The 21,066-nt window shown below is 52.0% G+C and carries 18 protein-coding genes and 1 other annotated feature; all 18 genes read right to left on the bottom strand.

Annotated features, from left to right (window positions below; genetic code table 11):
* Positions 1-16 precede the first annotated feature (16 nt).
* The 18 genes from AC1DF0_RS22475 to hemL all read right to left on the bottom strand — a co-directional run bounded on the left by AC1DF0_RS22475 (position 17) and on the right by hemL (position 21,063).
* Positions 17-898 (bottom strand): M50 family metallopeptidase, encoded by an 882-nt coding sequence (locus AC1DF0_RS22475; RefSeq protein ID WP_442048922.1) that lies wholly within the window; start codon positions 896-898, stop codon positions 17-19.
* The gene (locus AC1DF0_RS22470; protein WP_477575373.1) at positions 891-1,805 is read right to left on the bottom strand and encodes a peptidoglycan DD-metalloendopeptidase family protein; all 915 of its coding nucleotides are present in this window, start codon (positions 1,803-1,805) and stop codon (positions 891-893) included. Before AC1DF0_RS22470 ends, AC1DF0_RS22475 begins: the two co-directional genes overlap by 8 nt.
* Before the next feature lie 148 nt (positions 1,806-1,953).
* Positions 1,954-3,102 (bottom strand): FtsW/RodA/SpoVE family cell cycle protein, encoded by a 1,149-nt coding sequence (locus AC1DF0_RS22465; RefSeq protein ID WP_442048920.1) that lies wholly within the window; start codon positions 3,100-3,102, stop codon positions 1,954-1,956.
* 7 nt (positions 3,103-3,109) lie between these two features.
* Positions 3,110-3,901, bottom strand: a complete 792-nt coding sequence (gene minD / locus AC1DF0_RS22460; RefSeq protein ID WP_442048919.1) for a septum site-determining protein MinD — start codon at positions 3,899-3,901, stop codon at positions 3,110-3,112.
* Positions 3,902-3,904: 3 nt separating this feature from the next.
* Positions 3,905-4,570 carry a septum site-determining protein MinC gene (gene minC / locus AC1DF0_RS22455; RefSeq protein ID WP_477575372.1) on the bottom strand — a complete coding sequence of 222 codons (666 nt, stop codon included), beginning with the start codon at positions 4,568-4,570 and terminating at the stop codon, positions 3,905-3,907.
* Positions 4,571-4,665: 95 nt separating this feature from the next.
* Complete coding sequence (gene mreD / locus AC1DF0_RS22450) at positions 4,666-5,190, bottom strand: rod shape-determining protein MreD (RefSeq protein WP_477575371.1); 525 nt, start codon at positions 5,188-5,190, stop codon at positions 4,666-4,668.
* Positions 5,187-6,035, bottom strand: coding sequence for a rod shape-determining protein MreC (gene mreC, locus AC1DF0_RS22445; RefSeq protein WP_442048916.1), 849 nt, complete (start codon positions 6,033-6,035; stop codon positions 5,187-5,189). The genes mreD and mreC overlap by 4 nt, the downstream gene beginning before the upstream one ends.
* A gap of 72 nt (positions 6,036-6,107) precedes the next feature.
* The gene (locus AC1DF0_RS22440; RefSeq protein ID WP_442048915.1) at positions 6,108-7,142 is read right to left on the bottom strand and encodes a rod shape-determining protein; all 1,035 of its coding nucleotides are present in this window, start codon (positions 7,140-7,142) and stop codon (positions 6,108-6,110) included.
* Between the two features lie 40 nt (positions 7,143-7,182).
* Positions 7,183-7,872, bottom strand: a complete 690-nt coding sequence (gene radC / locus AC1DF0_RS22435) for a RadC family protein (protein WP_477575370.1) — start codon at positions 7,870-7,872, stop codon at positions 7,183-7,185.
* Between the two features lie 241 nt (positions 7,873-8,113).
* Entirely contained in the window at positions 8,114-8,743 is a 630-nt protein-coding gene (locus tag AC1DF0_RS22430; RefSeq protein ID WP_477575369.1) for a Maf family protein, read from the bottom strand.
* A 78-nt stretch (positions 8,744-8,821) separates the two neighbouring features.
* Complete coding sequence (locus AC1DF0_RS22425) at positions 8,822-9,064, bottom strand: DUF4321 domain-containing protein (RefSeq protein WP_477575368.1); 243 nt, start codon at positions 9,062-9,064, stop codon at positions 8,822-8,824.
* A 61-nt stretch (positions 9,065-9,125) separates the two neighbouring features.
* The gene (locus AC1DF0_RS22420; RefSeq protein ID WP_477575367.1) at positions 9,126-10,565 is read right to left on the bottom strand and encodes an SPOR domain-containing protein; all 1,440 of its coding nucleotides are present in this window, start codon (positions 10,563-10,565) and stop codon (positions 9,126-9,128) included.
* A gap of 348 nt (positions 10,566-10,913) precedes the next feature.
* Positions 10,914-12,308 (bottom strand): UDP-N-acetylmuramate--L-alanine ligase, encoded by a 1,395-nt coding sequence (murC, locus tag AC1DF0_RS22415; protein ID WP_477575366.1) that lies wholly within the window; start codon positions 12,306-12,308, stop codon positions 10,914-10,916.
* A 7-nt stretch (positions 12,309-12,315) separates the two neighbouring features.
* Positions 12,316-13,701 (bottom strand): bifunctional folylpolyglutamate synthase/dihydrofolate synthase, encoded by a 1,386-nt coding sequence (locus AC1DF0_RS22410; protein ID WP_442048910.1) that lies wholly within the window; start codon positions 13,699-13,701, stop codon positions 12,316-12,318.
* Between the two features lie 26 nt (positions 13,702-13,727).
* Positions 13,728-16,388, bottom strand: coding sequence for a valine--tRNA ligase (locus AC1DF0_RS22405; protein WP_477575365.1), 2,661 nt, complete (start codon positions 16,386-16,388; stop codon positions 13,728-13,730).
* Between the two features lie 53 nt (positions 16,389-16,441).
* Positions 16,442-16,700, bottom strand: a binding site (T-box leader).
* Positions 16,701-17,092: 392 nt separating this feature from the next.
* Positions 17,093-18,508 carry a LysM peptidoglycan-binding domain-containing protein gene (locus AC1DF0_RS22400; RefSeq protein WP_477575364.1) on the bottom strand — a complete coding sequence of 472 codons (1,416 nt, stop codon included), beginning with the start codon at positions 18,506-18,508 and terminating at the stop codon, positions 17,093-17,095.
* 189 nt (positions 18,509-18,697) lie between these two features.
* The gene (locus AC1DF0_RS22395; protein WP_442048907.1) at positions 18,698-19,651 is read right to left on the bottom strand and encodes an RluA family pseudouridine synthase; all 954 of its coding nucleotides are present in this window, start codon (positions 19,649-19,651) and stop codon (positions 18,698-18,700) included.
* Between the two features lie 110 nt (positions 19,652-19,761).
* On the bottom strand, positions 19,762-21,063 hold the full coding sequence (gene hemL, locus AC1DF0_RS22390) for a glutamate-1-semialdehyde 2,1-aminomutase (protein ID WP_477575363.1): 1,302 nt from the start codon (positions 21,061-21,063) through the stop codon (positions 19,762-19,764).
* Positions 21,064-21,066 lie beyond the last annotated feature (3 nt).

Below are 21,066 nucleotides of genomic sequence, written 5' to 3'. Positions count from 1 at the left end.
TCGCTTTTCATTTATTTTACCTGAAAAGCTCCAATACTGCACGATTTGGATTATGATCCGACAAACACCCCTCAACTATCGTTTGCTCAGGCAGCACCTTCACCTGCTTGTCATAAGGCTCGACTAGATAGATGAGATGATATCGCTCCCTGCGAAATAATCGCGCGACCGACAGAATGGACTGTCTTCCGCTAACGATGAGCGGACTCGCCTGCTCGCCGCGCGTTAGAACACGGGCCGCCACTCGGCCCCGATGCATGAGAAACCGGTAGAACAAAAAAGGACGATTGCGCGAATACGTCCAGTTCGTCATTATCAAAAAGAAGCCGACAACGAGCAAGTTCAATTGAATGCCATCCGCATAGATCAGCCAAGGCAGCAAAGAGCCGATGATCATACAGGCGCTGAGCAACAAGCTAATTCGAGCCGACCAGATAAGCATGGAATAATAATTCATCACGTAACTAAGCGCTGCCTGGAGCAGCTTGCCTCCGTCGAGCGGATAGATCGGGAGCAGATTGAACATGCCAATCATCAGATTCGCCTTCCACACATACGTTGCCCAGTCCGCATCCCATAATCCGAGCTGCCCGCAGCCCCAAGCAGCCAGTCCCATCCATAGATTTTGCAGCGGCCCGGCAATCGCGACCATCGCATCCTCGGCCGCCGATACTCCCCCGGCCTCTTCGACCTCCGCAACGCCGCCGAACGGCAGCAGCTTTACCTCCCGTACCGTCCAGCCAAAGCTCCGAGCCATGATGACATGTCCAAGCTCATGAACGATAACTAAGAGAAACAACGTCAACAGCTCGGCAAAATAACCAGTGAATACCGATGCCAACATAATCATGACGAACAACGGATGGACCGACCAAACGATCCCTTTCCATTTAATCAAACGGAATCACGTCCAGAGGATCGACATACTTGTCATTCTCCATTACCGCAAAATAGAGCAAGCTCGGCTCCGTATCGTTCGACTTGAACAACTTGCCGATCGGGTCGCCCGCTTCCACCCAATCATCTACCTTTACTTCCGTCTCGCCCAGCTTGCCGTACACGCTTACGCGCTTATTCGCGTGCTGTATGACGATCGATGCGCCTTTGTCGTCTCCGTCCGTAATCACAATAACTTGTCCCGTCTCAACGGCTACAACCGTCTCCTCCGATGCGCCGGCCAGTTCCACGCCGTTCAGCATCTCAGCGAACGTACGAACGAGCGCACCGCTTGCAAGCGGCGCGACGACCGGCAGTTTGACCGTTCCGTCAGCGCCGATCGCCTCGCCCTTATTGTCCTCGAAGATCGGAATAAAGGATGGCGCTCCTGCAAACGTTTCTTTATACCAGGCAGCTGCCGCTGCAAAATCAATCTCTTCCGTCAAAGCGTTCTTCACGATCGCCTGTCCCTTAAGCGACCATTCCGAATCGTTGCCGAACATCGCCCACACGCCGCCGAATAGCAACACGGCAATTGCGAGCTTCCACATGAGCTCACGCCGGAACGGATGTTTTTTGGGCGGTTTCGCATGCCTTGTCGGGTCATAAGCGCTCTTAATGAACGTTTTATGGTCGCCGAACCCTACATCCTCCCGCCAGCTTGCCCAAGGATTCGGATTGCTCTTCCAAGCAGTCTCCGGATCGAGCTCGATCGCTTCTTCGCGATAAGCGGGCTCGTAATAGATCGGCGCGTCAGTAGCGCCACCGTCATAGAAAGGCATCTCCGTTTCCTTGCCGGCCGGCTGCTGCTCCATCAACTGCTTTATTTTTTGCTGCCGACGCAGCTTCACGCTATCCTTCGTATTCATCTCGTTCTTCCTCCCCTGCCCTAGAGAGAGCTTGTATCACTATCACTTCCTTCATCCTATGAGCGGGAGTAGACAAGTATGCGGCTCAATACGCAAAAAAACCGTACATGCTTTCCGCATGAACGGTTCGTTAAGCTGAGCTGGATATCTAATCCGCCAGCTCATATACCTCTTGATGAGACTTGATGCTTAACACAAGTCCGATCGACAACATATTAAGCAGCAGCGACGTGCCGCCATAGCTGATGAACGGAAGCGTGATGCCCGTAATGGGCATAAGGCCGATCATCATGCCGATGTTTTGGAACACCTGGAACACATACATCGATACAATGCCAATAACAATAAACGATGCCTTCATATCATAACATTTGAACGCGACAATGATCATTCGATAAATAAGCAGGAAGTACAGGAGCAGCAGAATCGCCGCGCCTTGGAAGCCGAATTCCTCTCCGATGACGACGAAGATGGAATCCGAATAAGGATAAGGCACGAAGCCGCCGTTCTTCATATCTCCCTTTAAGTATCCGTCGCCGTTCAGCCCGCCTGAACCGATCGCGATCTTCGCATTAAGCGACTGATGCTTCGCGTCTGAGCTTGCCTCTTCCGGGTTAATGTACGTATTGATACGCTCATACCAGTGCGTTAGTTCCTTATCAATCATAAATTCCTTGATCTCGTTATTGAACATCGTGAACAGACTGACGAATAACACGATGCTCGCAATAACCGTTCCAAGGCCGATCAGCACATGCGTGTACTTGACGTTGCCGATCCACAGCATGCCGAGCACGATGACCAAATAGATAATGGCATTCCCTAGATCGGGCTGGATCATAACGAGCATGAACGGCAAAGCGGCGAATGCGCCGATCGGCACCAAATCCCGCATGAAGGTCAGCTTGTCGCCTTGCCTTCGTCCCATCAAGTAAGCAATGCCTATTATAATAATGATCTTCACGATCTCTGCGGGCTGAATCGTTAACGTCTCCGTAATTTTGAACCAGCCTCGCGCACCGTTGATCTTCGCTCCGACGAAATAAACGAGTATAAGCGACGTAACCCCTATGCCATATAACACATGCCAGCTCTTCAGCACGATTCGGTAATCGAACATGGAAGCGACAATCGCTACAAAAAAACCGAGCGCATAAAAAATAATTTGTTTCGTATCCGAGCTGGCATACCTTGGATCATTGATCGTCGCGCTGTGGAGAACCACGGAGCTAATGACCATGAAGAGGAGCAATATGCCTAATATCCCCCAGTCAAGCTTCTTTAATTTGTTAAGCACGGGGCAATCATCCTATTCCAAGAAACTTGCGGAAACGCTTGAACGCGCCTGCCTTCTCATCGAGCAGCATAAGCGGCACCATATCTCCCAGAATACGGCGCGCAATATTGCGGTATGCGATAGCTGCGCGGGATGCCGGATTCATAACGGTCGGCTCGCCGCTGTTCGCTGCAGAGATGACTTTCTCATCGTCAGGGACGATACCTACCAGGTCGATTGCAAGCACCTGACAAATTTCATCGATATCAAGCATTTCCCCGGTTTTCATCATATTTTGGCGAATACGGTTAATGATGAGCTTAGCTGGTATTTTTTCTTGTTCCAGCAAGCCGATTACGCGATCGGCGTCGCGGACAGCCGCATTTTCCGGTGTCGTAATAACGATGGCTCGATCCGCCCCCGCTATCGCGTTGCGAAAGCCTTGCTCAATTCCCGCCGGGCAATCGATAATGACATAATCATGGTCCTTCTTTAATTCCAGCACGATGTCGCGCACTTGCTCAGGCGTTACAGAATCTTTATCCTTCGTCTGTGCGGCAGGCAGCATGTACAGCTCGTCGAAACGCTTATCTTTCACAAGCGCTTGACTAAGCCTGCAGCGGCCTTCCGCTACGTCGACCAAATCATATATAATCCGATTTTCGAGCCCCATTACAACGTCCAGGTTGCGCAGGCCGATATCCGTGTCGACCATGCATACCTTTTTGCCAAGCAACGCTAGAGCTGTACCCAAATTGGCCGATGTCGTCGTCTTGCCGACGCCGCCCTTGCCCGATGTTACAACAATCGCTTCTCCCATGTTCTACACTCCTTTAAACATAATAGGATTATGCCTGATGCGGAATAAATGCGTAATTTTATCAATTTGCATACGGCCTTCGTTCAGAAAAGCAAACTCCATTGCCGCATCCCCGGTCATCCATTCCTCCGGCGGCCTGCTTATGACGTCAGCGATCCGAAGCTGCGTCGGCCTCATTAGCGAAGCTGCGATAATAACATCGGTTCGACCGCTTGTCCCGGCATGCGCTACGCCGCGCAACGCGCCGAGCACATAGATGTCGCCGGTGCATAGAAGCGTTCCACCCGGATTCACATCGCCAATCAGCAGCAAATCGCCATCATGCTCGACCGTCTGGCCCGATCTTACGATCGTCGTCAGAGCGTGAAGCTGCTGAGCGTTCACCTGCTGCTCGCTTACTGCCTTCGCCTCGGATTCAATCGACTGAACCATCAGATTGCCCTGCGAACGAATGACCGTCTTAATCCGCTCTTTGTCATCATCGGACAATTGCCGTGTCCCTAGCTTCACATGCACGTGCACGAGCGGCCCTGTCAGCAATTGTTGGTGCGTCTTCTCCAGCTTATATTGCAACTCATCCAATAGTGTAGCGAATTCACACTGATCGTTGAGAAGGAACACGAGACCTTCCTTAACGCCTTTTATCATTATATGTTGCTTCTCGGTCACGTTAGCCCCTCCCCAACCTATTGGATTCTTGACGCAAGGCGCAAATTCCTGCTAATGCCCCAATATTTACCGAGAAAACTGCCTTCGGCTGCTAATCATTGTTCCTCTTCTTCGGTMTTCAGCTTATTCTGCGACTCGAACATGCGTCTTGCCGGCACATAAACCGCCAACGCGAACGCAAGCTGGATGAATAAGCTAGGCAAAATATGATCGAGCACCGCCCAGGCATACGTCTCGTTCGTAATTCGGAATGCTTTGTATATAAAGAAGATCATCGTATCGTACAGCAAGCAGGCTATGCCGATCACGGATAACGCCATCATGATTGTGGCTCGCTTGCGTTCAAACAATACGCCAGTGAAATACCCGATAAGTCCCATTGCGAAAGCATGAGCCCCGATCAAATGTCCAAAATATACGATATCCTGCAACATGCCAAAGCCAATCCCGAACAATAAGGCATAATGTCTTCCGCTGTACATCGCAGAGTAGATAACCATAACGAACGTAAAATGGGTAATAATGCGCTCACCGTACCCCGCAGGAATAATCCACGGCATAATAGTGCCTTCTACAATAAATAAAAGAATCATCAACCCGATAATACGGTTAATCGTCATTCCTTGACGTCCTCCAATGCGGGAACCTCTACGACAAACACCTCGGTCAAATGATCAAAGCTTGCAGCAAGATCGATGGTTGCCGTATATGTCAGACCGAAATCGCCAACCTGCTTCGTCTCCACCCTGCCGATCACCAGACCTCGGGGATACACATTTCCGAGTCCCGAAGTAATGACAGTGTCGCCGACGGTCATCGGATCGATTTCTGCGATCTTCGTCATAAGAAGTCTTTGCGTCTCCGTATTATAGCTGCTAAGAATACCGAAGGAACGATCCTCGCGTCCCATTACCGTAACCGCGATGGAGTTGAAGGTAGGCGACGATTCATCCAGCTCCGTTATCGGCGTTACCGTTGCCGTATACGGCGTTACGGAATCAACAAGTCCGATAAGTCCGTCAATCGTCGTTACCGCCATATTCGGCTTAATGCCGTTTTTGGAGCCAAGGTTAATATTCATCGAACGGTTGTTGGCGTCATTGCTTACCGATACAACCTGTGCAATGAGATAATTATAGTTATACATTTGCTTCTGGCGTTCGGTGAAGGAGAGCGCTTCTTTCAACCGCTCGTTTTCCTTCTGCACGAAGTTGTAATTCACTTTTTCTCTAGCGTATGCCGCCGCCGTTATACGTAATTGCTCGTTCTCTTCATAGAGAAGACGAAGCTCGCTTATATCCTCAAAGAAGCCCGCTATAGAACCAGCGGGCTTGTAAAACCATTGCTGAACGTATGCGGACGTATCCTTGATGAATTTTTCCGGCCAAGTCAATTCCTTGCGGTCACTAAGCGAGAAGCCGATTACCGCAATGAACAGAATAAACCCGATCATAAGCATAAACATCCGCTTATTTCGCATTAGCTTAAACAGCTCAATCACCTGCCCGTTTCATATCCATTCCCCTATGGACGCTTCTTATCGCTTGGAGCGCGACGACGAACTGCCTCTGCTCTTGAACAGATGAATATTGTCCAGCGAACGGCCCGTTCCGATTGCAACGCAGTCAAGCGGATTGTCCGCTACAATAACAGGCATGCCCGTCTCGCGTTGCAGCAGCTTGTCCAAATTACGAAGCAGCGCTCCGCCACCTGTAAGAACGATGCCGCGATCCATAATATCGGCAGAAAGCTCGGGAGGACATTTCTCAAGCGTAATCTTAACGGCATCCACGATCGAGTTCACCGTATCCGTAAGCGCCTCGGTAATCTCATCCGATGTAATCGCAAGCGTCTTCGGCAAGCCGGATACGAGGTCGCGGCCGCGGATTTCGATTTTCTCAGGCATGTCCAGCGGCAAAGCCGAGCCGATCTCCATCTTCAGTTGCTCCGATGTCCTCTCGCCGATCATGAGGTTGTACGCACGTTTAATATATTGAATAATCGCTTCATCCATTTCGTCGCCGGCTACACGAATCGAGCGGCTTGTTACGATGCCGCCTAGCGAGATAACCGCAACCTCGGTAGTACCGCCGCCGATATCAACAACCATGCTGCCGGTTGGTTCCCATACCGGAAGATCAGCACCGATCGCAGCTGCGAACGGTTCTTCGATCGTATAAGCTTCACGCGCGCCGGCTTGCTTCGCCGCATCCTCAACCGCACGCTTCTCAACCGCAGTAATGCCGGACGGCACGCATACCATCACGTTCGGATGGCGCGGGAACAACGAGCGCTGCTTCTGCGCTTGACGAATGAAATATTTAATCATCGTAGCCGTCGTCTCGAAGTCGGCAATAACGCCGTCCTTCATCGGACGAACCGCGCGAATGTTCCCAGGCGTCCTGCCGATCATTTTTTTGGCGTCCTCGCCTACAGCTTCAATTGTTTTCGTATCGGTACGCAGGGCTACCACGGAAGGCTCCCTTACGACAATTCCTTTGCCTTTCACGAATACGAGCGTATTCGCAGTACCCAAATCAATTCCCAAATCTTTCGAAAAACCACCAAACATGATGTTGCTCCCTTCTCATTGCACAATCCCTTATATTATATTACATATATCCTTGTTCCTTCAAACTTACAAAACGCGCGTCCCCGATGACCAGATGATCCAATACCTCGATCCCGACGAGCTCTCCCGCTTCCACCAGTCGTTTCGTAAGCGCAATGTCTTCCGGACTTGGCGTTGGGTCGCCGCTAGGATGATTATGGACACATATAATCGACGCGCTGCTGCGCTGAATGGCTGCTCGGAATACTTCGCGAGGATGAACCAGCGAGGCGTTGAGCGTACCTACAGACAACGTTTCTTGGGCAATAATATGATTTTTGGTATTGAGAAACAGACAAAGGAAGTGCTCCTTCTTCAAATAACGGAGCTCCTCCATGACATAGTCAGCTGCATCCTGCGGCTTGCGAACCGTAACCGTTTCCCCCAGCTTGCTCCGCGTAATGCGTCTGCCTAGCTCGATGCCGGCGCGCAATTGCAGCGCCTTTGCCGGTCCGATGCCGCGGATAGCGGTCAATTGCTCCATGCTCATATCCATCAAATTGCGCAAGCTCCCGCACTGCTGCAAGACCGAACCCGCTAGATGAATCGCGGATTGCCGCTGCGTGCCGGTTCGTAATAAGATAGCCAGCAGCTCTGCATGGCTAAGTGCTTCTGCCCCATATCGCATCATGCGCTCTCTTGGACGTTCTTCATGGGGGACATCACGCAAAACCGAGTATTGCGGCTCCATGTCCCGATCCCGCCTTCGCTACATTAGATTTCTCTCATATCCTGCCTAATTTTTGAAAAAAAATGCTTTCAAGGCCATTCTATATTGTATGACCGCATCTTGCGGTAGCAAATCGACGACTTTGAGCTAACCGGCTTCCATCAAACTCTGACAGGCATGTGTTATCCGCCTATCGGGTTGTTGCATGTGTTCCATTCACATTTGTTTTCATTCGCATAACGTCAAATACTCATTCATTCCTTCAAAACACAGCAATGTCATAACGCGCCAGCATGTCCGAGAGCAGCGACAGCGGCAATCCGACGACGTTGAAGTAACAGCCGTCAATGCGTTCGACTATCGTTGCGCCGAGCCCCTGAATGCCATAGGAGCCCGCCTTGTCCATCGGTTCGCCCGATGCGACATAATTCGCGATCTGCTTGTCGTTAAGCGGCTTCATCCACACCCTCGTCATACGGTGCATGACAATCGTCTCGCCATTCATGGAAGGTACGCAGGCCACCCCTGTATAAACCTCATGGGATCGCCCTTGCAGACGCTGCAGCATATGCTTCGCATCTGCTTCGTCCTTCGGCTTGCCGAGCACTTCTCCGTCTAGCACGACGATCGTGTCTGCTCCAATAACGAGCGACGGCTGGTTATCGGATTCATTTTGCAGCATGTGGACAGCAGCGGAGGCTTTCCGCAAGCTGAGCTGCTCGACGACATAATCCGGTTTCCAGCCGAGTTCAATCGATTCATCGGTATCGGTAGACAAAATATAAACCGGCAAGGAAAGGCCCAGCGATGCAACCAGTTCCTTCCGGCGCGGTGACGAAGAAGCCAATACAATCCGGCTTATCGGTTCATTGCCTAGTTGTGTATGTCCCATTAATGGATGACTATGCTCCTTCATTGCTGCCACCGCGGCTCGGCTGTGTCCGGAAATAGGAAAGTACGCTTGGGCAGCTTATATTTTGCGGTAAAGCCAGATAGCAATTATAGCACCTATGATGCTTAGCATGCTAACTTGCAGATGAATCGACAGATTGAAGCTGAGTACATATAAATCGATTGCAGGCGACCAAGCAGCCTCAAGCGGATCCGTAAGAAATGATATTCCCGGAACCGGAGTAAGCCATCTGGCAACCAACGTGCCGGCTAATAAGCCTAATACGATGAAAATGAGTAGGATCCAGCCGTTTTTCTTCATCTTTCAACGCCTCTCGCCACGAAATGACACCTGATTCTATTATACGCAGATCCCTATTCGTTTACAATGCGCTGATGGACTCAAACCACCCTTTTTGTGCAATGACCGCTGCCATTAACGAGGATTGCGCAGACCAGAGATGTGACGCGGAAGGTTTCTTGTCATATTCAAGCATCGCTTTGGCCGCATTGTCTAGAGCAGTGACGATAGAGTTCAGAAATGCTAGATTTTCCGCGGACTTCGTGCCTTTCTGCATAATCGGCACCGCCTGTTTCCACAGCTGGTAATTGTTCTCCCATGCAACGGATGCGGCATCGCTAAGCGGCGATAGAGTCGGTTGCTCGAGCTGCGCCAGAGCCAAATCATCCAACATTTGGACGACGTCTCTCGTCCGCTCGAAGAACTTCTGGGCATCTGCGGCATCGCCATCGAAAGGAAATTCGCCAGGCGCGGTGACCGTTAGTGCCTTAACGAACAGATCGGTATCCGTCATCGAGGCACGCAGCGCTGTCGCTTGATCTTTATTTCCGGCGATTCCGGCGAATACGCGGTAATCATCCTTCGTCGCCAGCGCCGCGGCGGCAAGCCCCTTGTCCTTCAGTTGGGCGAGCGCCGTATCTCTGCCTTCCGTGTTGCTGAACACGCCGAATTGCAACAAATAGTAGGTTTGGTCAAGACCAGTCAATACGGCCATTGGTCCGTCTGTTAACGGGCCTCTCTCATCAGGCAGCGTTTCATTCGGATCGGAATCAGGATCGCTGACTCCCACTCCGCCTGTTGCGGGCTGATCGACATTCGTATCAACGGCAGGGGACTGTTTGCCGTCTGCCGTTTTCTCGCCGCCGGGCAGTACGGGCGACCCTGTGAACAGCGACAGCAGCAAATAACCGAACAACGCTCCCGTTGCAAGCGCGCCTGCGACAGATAAAAAAACATTGAACCAAGATGGCGGAGACGATGGTCTTTTGTAACGAACGGCTTTGTATTTACCTTTGTTTCTGCTTAAATCCTCTGTTTCATCATAAAAGAGTTCGTTTGAAGCCTCGTAATTTAGTCCGTTGTCGGCTTTAGCCGCGGCTGCCAAAGGTTTCCTCTCTGCTTCGCTATCATCGATAGGCAGCAGGACAGATTCGAACGGATCACCTTCGGGCGGTGCTAGAGGAGCATCCAATTTATTTAGTAGAATCGGTCCTTGGAATCCATCCTTCGCCGAAAAATTAGGCGGCAGCTTGCCTGAAGCATTCTCTTTCGAATTCGGCTCTATGTCGCGAATTAATTGCTCCAACGCCACAATGTCCTCCTGGAACGGGCTGTTCCAGGGCGTCAGCTCGCTCATAACGGGCGATTCATGCGGCGGATATAGAGGCACGACATTCGACTTCGCCGGACTCCCCGCATTCTCCGCATGAGTATCCGTACGCTTAGCCTCCTTGATAGGTTTATCAGTCACGTTGCGACCTGCCTGGTCAAAACGATAGGTAATCCGGTTTTTTGAGCTCATGCAAATCTCTCCTTGTCCCATAGCTTCTGCTAGTATTCTATGAGACAAGTGAGAGATTTAGACCGACGAAGGATGTTAGCCGGCCTTCTAAGACGTTCACCCTAACTTTCCAGGTCGTTTCTCCCCACCTAAATAGACTAAGGAACCGGTATAGCGTTATTTGCGGATATATTCGAGATGTGAGCGTGTAACGAACCTAGTAAACGCTATTTGAACTTTAGCCCCACGATTCAATCAAACTTCTCCAAAATAGCGACTTCTCGTTTCCTTACACTTGTGCGCTTAAATAACATAGGGCCGTCCCCGCAGCCTACTGGCTATTGGGACGGCCCCTTATCGTATATATGTTTAGTTGGCGGCCTTCAACGACTTGGCGAGCTGATCAGCTACTTTCCAAATGTCGCCTGCGCCCATCGTTATGACAAGATCGCCCGGCGCTACGTGCTCCGTCAAATAAGAGAGGACGTCTTCCTTGGTCGGCAGATATAGAGTGTTCGCATTGCTGTTGCTCTTAATAAGCTCAACGAGCTTATGCGAATGCACGCCTTCGATCTGCTGCTCGCCCGCCGGAGAGTAGATGTCGGTAATAATGACTTCATCTGCTTCCGGGAAAGCGCGGCTGAATTGATCGAACAAGAAGAATGTCCGCGTATACCGCTGCGGCTGGAATACGGCAATGATCCGTTTGCCCGTTGCTTTGGCCGCACTGATCGTCGCTTGAATCTCTGTCGGATGATGCGCGTAATCGTCAATGACCAGAATGTCATTGACTTCCCCGAGCACCTGGAAGCGGCGCTTCGCGCCGCTGAACTCGCGAATCGCCTCGGCGATTTCCCGGAACGACAATCCCGATTCCAAGCAAGTGATCACGGTCGCCATTGCATTGTATACGTTATGGCKGCCTGGAACGGACAGCACGATCGTACCGAGAGATGCTCCGTTATGGGTCATATCGAACGATACTTTGCGGTCGCCCAAGACGATATTGCTCGCTTTATATTCCGCTTCGCCATCGATAGCGTACGTCACAAGCTGCGATTCGCCTTCCGCTCCCGTATACACAAGCGGGATCAGTTCCTTCACATTATCGTCATCCGCGCATACGATAGCTTTGCCGCCGGATTTGACTTGCTGCAGGAACTGAACATACGCTGCCTTCAGCTTGCCGAAGTCTCCGTCATAATTTTCCAAATGGTCTGGCTCGATGTTCGTCACGATTGCAAGCGTAGGGTGATAATGCAAGAACGACCCGTCGCTTTCGTCGGCCTCCGCAACAACGTATTCGCCTTTGCCTGCCTTCGCGTTTGTACCTAAGTTAACAATCTCGCCGCCGATAATGTAAGTCGGATCAGCATTGCAGGACTCCATAACAAGGGCAATCATCGAGGAAGTCGTCGTCTTCCCGTGCGCGCCTGCAACGGCGATGCCTTTACCGATATTCATCAATCTCGCCAGCATTTGCGAGCGGTGCAGAACAGGGATGTTAAGCTGCTCCGCCGCTCTCCGCTCGACGTCGTCCTTCGAGATCGCAGTCGAATAAACGACCAAATCTGCTCCATTCACATGCTCGGGCTGATGGCCGATATAAATATCGGCCCCCTTCGCCGCGAGCTTCTCCGTAAGCTCCTGACGCGCGACATCGGAACCGGTAACCTTATAGCCCATTTCCAGCATGACGCGGGCTATGGCACTCATTCCGTAACCGCCGATTCCGATGAAATGAACGTGTTCTGCCGTATTCAAAGACGGTTCACCAACCTTTTTCAGAATCCGAGTTGTACAATATGCGGGAGCGAACGTCAGCAATCAAATATAGCGTGCCTGTCACGACCCCAAGGTCTGTTTCCCCGGTTAACTGTTGTAATTTTTGAAGCGCAGCGCGGTAATCCGGCTCTACGATGAGCTCGAACGAGCTTTCCGCAGGCTGTTGATTATTCATATCGCTAACGATAGCAGCTAACGCGGGTGCATCCATCTTCATTCGAAAATCAGGCTCGGTCAATATAAGCGTATCCACTATTGGTAGTATATGCTTGAGTACATCCTGATGATTCTTATTCTCCAGCATCCCCATCATGAGATGAAGACGGTCGTACTTATACGTTGACCGAAGCGCGCTTACGAGCGTCTCCGCGCCTTCCGGATTATGGGCTCCGTCCAGCAAAATACGCGGCGAGCGCGAAACCATCTCAAGTCTGCCCGCCCAAGCTGCTGCCCGAAGTCCTTCCTCCAGCGCTTCATCCTCTACGACAAGCGCATTGTACTGACGCAGCACCTCTAGCGTCATGACGGCAACTGCCGCATTCGTTCGTTGATGCGCTCCGTTAAGCGTAATCGTCAGCGGCTCGATCGAGCGGAATAATCCGTCGAAGCGGAAAGTCTGCTCGTCTTCCTGAACGGAAACGGCCGTCTCGCTGAATTGCTCGCCGAGCAAATAAAGCGTGCTATGCTTACCGGCAGCAGTTTGCTTAATAACAGCTACTGCCTCCGGTTGCGATACGGCGCTAACGACCGGAATGCCGGCCTTAATAATGCCGGCTTTCTCGCTCGCGACTGCAGCAAGTGTATCGCCGAGACGATCCATATGATCATGTCCGATGTTCGTAATGACCGACACAACCGGATGAACGATATTCGTTACGTCCAGCCTGCCGCCGAGTCCGGTCTCCCACACGACATAGTCAGGATACGTCACTTTTGCGTAGAACAAAATAGCAAGAGCCGTCGATACCTCGAACATGGTCGGCGAACCGAGCTCCGTCTCTGCAATTGCCTCGACATGCGGCTTCAGCTCATTCGCAAGCTTCAGCAGCGTCTCTTCCTCAATATCCACGCCATTGTATTGAAAGCGATTCGTGAACTTCGTAATATAAGGCGACGTGAACGTACCGACATCATAACCGCTCTTAAGCAGCACGCTTGTCAAGTATGAGCATGTCGAGCCTTTGCCGTTCGTACCGGCAACGTGAATGAACTTCAATCTGCGATGCGGATTGTCCAGCAGCTCCATCAGCTTCTCGATCCGGTCAAGGCCCGGACGGATGCCGAATGGGATGAGGCCTGTAATCCACTCCACCGCTTCAGTATAGGAATGCAGCGGCCCTGCCGGCCGCTGCTCGTTGAACTGTTCCGTCATACGTATCGATCCTTCTTCCCTTAATCTCAGCCGCGCAATTCCGCAATACGTGCCGCTACCTTCTCGCGTTTCTCCGCATAATCGGCCATCTTCGCTTTTTCCTCTTCGATGACTTTAGCCGGTGCTTTCGCTACGAAGCCTTCATTGCCCAGCTTCTTCTCCACACGCTCAACTTCGGCCGTCAAATTCTGACGTTCCTTCTCAAGACGGGCGATTTCCTGCTCGATGTCAATCAAGCCAGCCAGCGGCAAGTAAAGCTCCGCTCCCGTAATGACTGCTGACATCGCTTTGTCCGGAGCATTAATGTGAGTTCCCGTCTCCAGCATCGATGTGCCGCAGAACCGTTTGATGAACTCTTCATTGCGCGCGAGAATCGCCGCTTCCGCTTCGCTCGAAGGCTTGATGAGAAGCTCGACCTTCTTGCTCATTGGCACATTCACTTCTGCGCGAATATTACGCACGGAGCGGATGAGGCCCATCAGCAGCTCCATCTCTTTCACTGCTTCAGGCGCTTCAAGCGCCGCATCGTATACCGGCCATTCCGCAAGCGTGATCGTCTCGCCGACATGCGGCAAGTGCTGCCAAATTTCCTCGCTGATGAACGGCATGAACGGATGAATCAAGCGCTGCGTACGGTCAAGCACATAAGCAAGGACGGACTGCGTCGCTTTTTTAGCCGCTTCGTCTGTTGAATATAGGCTGAGCTTGGCAAACTCGATATACCAGTCGCAAAGATCGTCCCAGATGAAGTTATTGAGCAAACGTCCCGTCTCGCCGAACTCGTAGCTGTCGATTAGGCGGGTAACATCGCGCACCGTTTCGTTCAGACGATGCAGGATCCAACGGTCGGACGTGCCGAGATTAACCGTAATATCGATATCCGCTGCGGTGAACCCTTCCAGGTTCATAAGCGCGAAGCGTGATGCGTTCCATATTTTGTTGGCAAAGTTGCGCGCCTGCTCGACACGCTCATTGCGGTAACGCAAGTCTTGACCTGGCGTGCTGCTCGTTGAGAGCATATAACGCATAGCGTCCGCGCCGTACTTCTCGATAACATCGAGCGGATCAACGCCGTTGCCAAGCGACTTGGACATCTTCTGCCCGTTCTCGTCGCGGACAAGACCGTGGATCAGCACGTCCTTGAACGGAATTTCGTCTGTGAATTCAAGCGCCGTGAAGATCATTCGCGCTACCCAGAAGTAAATAATGTCGTAGCCCGTAACGAGCACGTCTGTTGGGTAGTAGCGCTTGAATTCTTCCGTCTCCTCCGGCCAGCCAAGCGTCGAGAACGGCCACAAAGCAGAGCTGAACCAAGTGTCCAGTACGTCGTTATCCTGTGTGAACGTTGCGCCCTCCGTATTTTGAACGTCGTCGCGCGATACGGTAATCTCGCCGGTAGCATCGTTGTACCATGCCGGAATACGGTGTCCCCACCACAATTGGCGGGAAATACACCAGTCACGAACATTTTCGATCCAGTTCATATAGATCTTTTCGAACCGCTCAGGAATAAAGTTCGTGCCCTTACCCGATTTTTGGGCCGCAATTGCCGCTTCGGCAAGAGGTTTCATTGCAACGAACCATTGCGTMGACAAATACGGCTCAACAACGGCACCGCTGCGCTCGCTGTGGCCAACCTGATGCACATGCTCCTCGATGCGGATGCAGATGCCCTGCTCCTGCAAGTCCTTCACGAGTTTCTTACGGCAATCCGTACGATCCAGACCTTCATAAGGACCTGCTTGATCGTTMATTGTGCCCGTTTCGTCCATGACAATAATTTGCGGCAGGTTATGACGCTGGCCGACCTCGAAGTCGTTCGGGTCATGAGCAGGCGTAATCTTAACCGCGCCGGAGCCGAAGTCCTTCTCCACATATTCGTCCGCAATAATTGGAATCTCGCGTCCAACGATAGGCAGAATGAGCATTTGGCCGATAAGATGCTTGTAACGATCGTCTTCCGGATGAACCGCTACAGCCGTATCGCCAAGCATCGTCTCCGGACGAGTCGTTGCGACCGTTATGAAGCCCGAGCCGTCCTTAAGCGGATATTGGAGATGGTACAGGTTGCCGTTCACTTCTTTGTATTCTACTTCGATATCAGAGAGCGCCGTGCGTGCCGCAGGATCCCAGTTGATAATTTTTTTGCCGCGGTAGATGAGGCCTTTCTCGTACAGACGGACGAATACTTCTCGAACCGCCTTGGAGAGACCTTCATCAAGCGTGAAACGCTCTCTGGAGTAGTCAAGCGAGAGACCCATCTTGCCCCATTGATCACGAATCGTGTTCGCGTATTGATCCTTCCACTCCCATACCTTCTCCAAGAATGCTTCGCGTCCGAGATCGTAGCGGCTAATGCCCTGTTCTCGCAGCTTGCTCTCAACGCGAGTCTGCGTCGCAATGCCGGCATGGTCTGTTCCCGGCAGCCAAAGCGCATCATAGCCTTGCATTCTCTTCGTGCGAATCAAGATGTCCTGCAAAGTAAAGTCGAGCGCGTGCCCGATATGCAGCATGCCGGTTACGTTCGGCGGCGGAATAACAATCGTATAAGGCTTCGCGTCAGGACGCTTGCCCGCTTCGAAAAACTTGCCCTGCTGCCAATAGTCATACCATTTCTGCTCGGCTGCCTTCGGATCGTAAGTCGTCGGCATTTCCGTAGACGTAGTCGTTGTTTGATTTTCTGACATTCATTCCATCCTCCATACATCGATATAAATACAAAAAAACCTCTCGCCCTCATATAAAGGACGAAAGGTTTAGCTTCCGTGGTACCACCTTTGTTTCACGCAAAAAAAGATGATTCGCGCGACACTCGAACAGATAACGGCTGCAGCCGGCCTGACTTAGGCGGGCGAGAGATGCATTGTTTCGCAAACTCTCCGCTTGATCCAGGCAACTCCGGGGCGACCCGTAGCAGTCACTTCCTGCAGAACCTCTCAGCGTAACGGTTCCGCTCTCTGAAGGCTTCACTGCGTACTATTCCCCTTCAACGTCATTATGACACTTATATGTATACATAATACCGTTGTTATGCGCTAGAGTCAACTTTAAGGGGTGAAAAACCCATCATGTTGACATAAATCTCACCTCGTGTAACAGCATATTTGTTCTTACACAGAGAAGCTGGGTGTGGGATCGCCTCTGAAAGTGCATATAGGCTCTTACAGCACGATTAGGAAGTTCGATTACACACGCATGCCTCGTGTAAGAGCATATATAGTCTTACAGTGAGAGACTGGGTTTGTGATCCCCTGTATGTGCATATAGGCTCTTACAGCGAAGATACGAAGTTCGATTACGTTCGCATAGTACGTTTCATGAAAAAGGTCCCTCACTGTTCACGAATGAACGAGTGAAAGGACCCATTTTTATTGATTAAGGAATAGGTGTTTCACGGAATATAAAGCAGTTGCCCTTCCGTCACGGCCGATTCATTAAGATTATTGCGAACTAATATTTCTCGAGGATTAATGCTGTAGCGAAGCGCAATCGCATCAAGCGTCTCATCGCGCTGAACGATGCATAACCGGATCTTGCGGAATTCATTCTCCTCTGCATTGCGGCCGAGGAATAAGTTCTTCCACTCAATCTCGTCGCCGGACGACAGCGCACGCGCATCCTCAGCCGCTTGCTGAGTGGCGATCTCTTGCTCGGCTGCCTGACGCGCAGCTTGCTCGCGGCGGCTCGTCTGGAGCAGCGTCATAATGCCGACATTAGGCGGCTGTTCAGCCTGCTCCTCCGGAGGTTTGCTTGAGAGCGCGACGCGCGGCTCTTGCTTCTCAGGCTGCTGCACGACTTGCTGTACAGCTTGCTGAGATGCTTGCAGAGCTTCCAGCTCCGCCTCAAGCTCGCGCTGAGCTTGCTCTTCAAGCGCCAGCAGCGCATACGCTTCGGCGAAAGCAGCCTCTTCCTCCGCTTGCTCCTCTGCCTGCTCCAGCTCTTCATTCCGATCCTGCTCGGTGATCTCGCTTGGTTCGTCCACATATTGAGATGAAGAGGCGAGCCACCCGTCATCGCTATTCTGCTGTGAGGCAAGCGTAATCTCCCGCTGCTCCTCCTGAGGCTGTCTGTCGTTCACCGCGAATAGCTGTGAAGACGACCAGCCTGAATCATTAGGAGATGAGGAAATCGACACGGTTGCCTCACGCTCACGCTCAATCTCATTCTCATTCTCCCGTTCCTGCGCTTGTGCTTGTGCTTCGGCGATTTGTTGCTCGAAGCCCTCCGCTGACGCATAGAAGGACTCGTCCTCTGCTATGTACGCCGGCGCCTCTTGTTGGAATGAATTGTCCCGTATAGGCTCCTGTTCCTGTTCCTGTTCGTGTCCCTGTTCCTGTTCGTGTCCCTGTTCCTCTCCGGGCTGCTGCGAACCATAGAAACTCCGTTCATGAACGACCGTAATCGGCTCTTCTCTCCAAGCCTCCTCAGGCTCTTCCACAGGATCGACGGAGATGCCGCGCAACGACAAGACGCCAGTAACGTTCAACGTTCTGGCTGACAGCAAATCCACATCAAAGTTGTCGATATCGATGGAGATATCGTCCAGCCGTGAAATTCGGTTCATCGGCAGCGTAATTTCAACCGGAATCCAGTGCTCCAGCACAAGCGGCGCTTCTTCCGCATTTTGCCCCCGATATACGCCGCTTAGAAGCAGCTGGCCCTTCAATACCGCATGATCCCCCTGATCGATCACTTGGATGCGTGGAACCAGCTCGATTTCCTCCAACTCATCGATAGCCGCAACGTCGTCCGGCAGATGAACGCGCTCATACACATCAAAGCGTAACCCACTCGTTTGTTCCGACACGCCTAAGTCCTCCCTTCTCGTACTGAATGCTCGGAAGCGTTAACGGCTACCGCCTTCCGCAGGACGGCAAGAAGACCGTTACGCAAGCCATATAAGATGAGGATGGGCACAAAGCTTATCCTCACTTATATTTAAAGTTACATTCACTACTTATCTATATGGTTGGATAGGCTAGAGCATGACTTTTATTTACATGCCGCTGACGGATGATACGAGCTTTTCCAGCCAAGACGGCCACGGTGCAACGACTTCTATCGTCTCCCCAGTCCATGGATGAGGGAATAGCAGCCGCTCACCGTGCAGCGCTTGGTGGGTTAGCAGTCGCGTGTTTCCGCCATACATCTCATCGCCAATGACCGGGTGACCTATATAGCTCATATGAACACGAATTTGATGCGTCCGTCCCGTCTCTAGCCGAACGCGGACAATCGAAGCTTTCCCATACGCCTCCACTCTCTCATAGTGAGAAACGGCATGCTCGCCCGATGGCGTTACCATGCGCCTAGCTCTATGATGACGATCCTTGCCGATAGGCTCGTCAATCGTTCCAGCCCGCTTCGCAAGCTTGCCTTGAACGACCGCAATATATTGCCTGTCAATCGCCTTGTCCCGCATCGCTTCATCGAGATTCCACTGAGCCAGGTCGCACTTCGCATAGAGTACCGGTCCAGACGTGTAATCATCAAGCCTATGAATATGGCGCAGCGGCAATGGATCCTTCGCTTTCAGCGCATGCCTTGCGGCAGCTTCATCCAGCGTTCCCCGCTCCCCCGCATACGTCTCATGAACCTTCATCCCTGCCGGCTTATGGAACACGACGCAGAAGTCGTCCTCGTATAGCACAGGGGGAATATCGATCGTCGGTCCCGAAATCGCCTGACGATAGAAAGGATGCGTCTTCGGATCAACAGCCGGGAACGTAAGCAAACGCAGCTTATCGCCTTCCCACTTAATGCCGCCGACCGAGAACAGCCGATTCACCCATTTTTCCGAAAAGAGTCCTCTAGCAAGCAGCCATTTCCTCACTTCATGCGGATGGCTTCCGGCTGCTGGCTGCGCAAGCTCCCCTGCTCCCTTATCGGCATCAGCAAGCGCCGACCAGTCTAGCTCGAGCCATTCTCCATTACGAACTGCTTGTTCCATTCTCATTGCCGCCTCCTATGTTCATCTCGTCCCACAACAAACCCTCCTAATGCCTGCTGCTATGCAATGCAATTAAGAGGGTGTGTGGCGAGCTAGTTATATCTCATATGCTACAATCTGCTGAATGCGATATCATGCGCAGCAATCGTTGCAGCAATGTCTTCATCCGAATGAGCAGCCGATACGAACATACCTTCGAATTGCGATGGCGCAATATTGACGCCAAGGTCAAGCATAGCTGCGAAGTAAGCCTTGAAGCGAGTAATATCAGACGTCTTTGCCGTCTCGAAGTTAATGACGAAGTTGTCCGTAAAGAATGGACAAACCATCGAGCCAACGCGGTTAATCGTATTCGCAATACCGTGCTTACTGGCGTTCGCTTCGAAGCCGAGCTGCAGCTTCACAGCTTGGCGTTCCAATTGCTCATACACTTCTGGCGTTAGCAGCTTAAGCGTCGTATAGCCAGCCGCCATAGCCAGCGGATTGCCCGATAGCGTACCTGCTTGGTAGATCGGGCCGCTTGGCGCGATCTGCTCCATGAGCTCGCGCTTGCCGCCGTAAGCGCCGACCGGCAAGCCGCCGCCGATCACTTTGCCGAAGCAAGTCAGATCCGGCGTTACGCCGTACAGTCCTTGCGCACAGTTGTAGCCGACACGGAAGCCGGTCATTACTTCGTCGAAAATAAGAATAGTACCGTATTTCTCCGTCACATCGCGCAGTCCTTGCAGGAAGCCGGGCAGCGGCGGTACAACGCCCATATTGCCGGCGATCGGCTCCACGATAACGCAAGCGATCTCCTCGCCGAACTTCTCGAACGCCAGCTTCACAGATGCCAGATCGTTGTACGGGACGGTAATTGTATGCGAAGCGACATGCTCCGGGACACCCGGACTGTCCGGCAGTCCAAGCGTTGCGACGCCAGAACCCGCTTTGATCAGCAAGCTGTCGGCGTGGCCGTGGTAAGAGCCTTCGAACTTCAGTATTTTGCTGCGTTTCGTATAACCGCGCGCGAGACGCAGGGCGCTCATCGTCGCTTCCGTTCCCGAGTTGACCATACGGACGATATCCACCGATGGCACACGCTCTACGACAAGCTCGGCCATCAGCGTCTCCAGCTCGGTCGGAGCTCCGAAGCTCGTGCCTTTCTCGGCTGTACGCTTGATCGCTTCAATCACTTCCGGATGCGCGTGACCCATAATAAGCGGCCCCCATGAACCGACGTAATCAATATAGCTGTTGCCGTCAATATCGTAGACGCGGCTGCCTTCGCCGCGCTCCATGTAGACGGGATTAAGATCTACCGACTTGAATGCGCGCACCGGACTGTTCACGCCGCCGGGGATTACTTTCTTCGCCCTTGTGAATGCTTCTACGGAACGCGCGTTGTTAGCGATACGAGATTGGTTGCTCATCTG

Source organism: Paenibacillus sp. 05T425 (assembly GCF_056396205.1).
The sequence above is the reverse complement of the archived record's forward strand: the minus strand, read 5'-3'. Positions and strand labels throughout refer to the sequence as shown.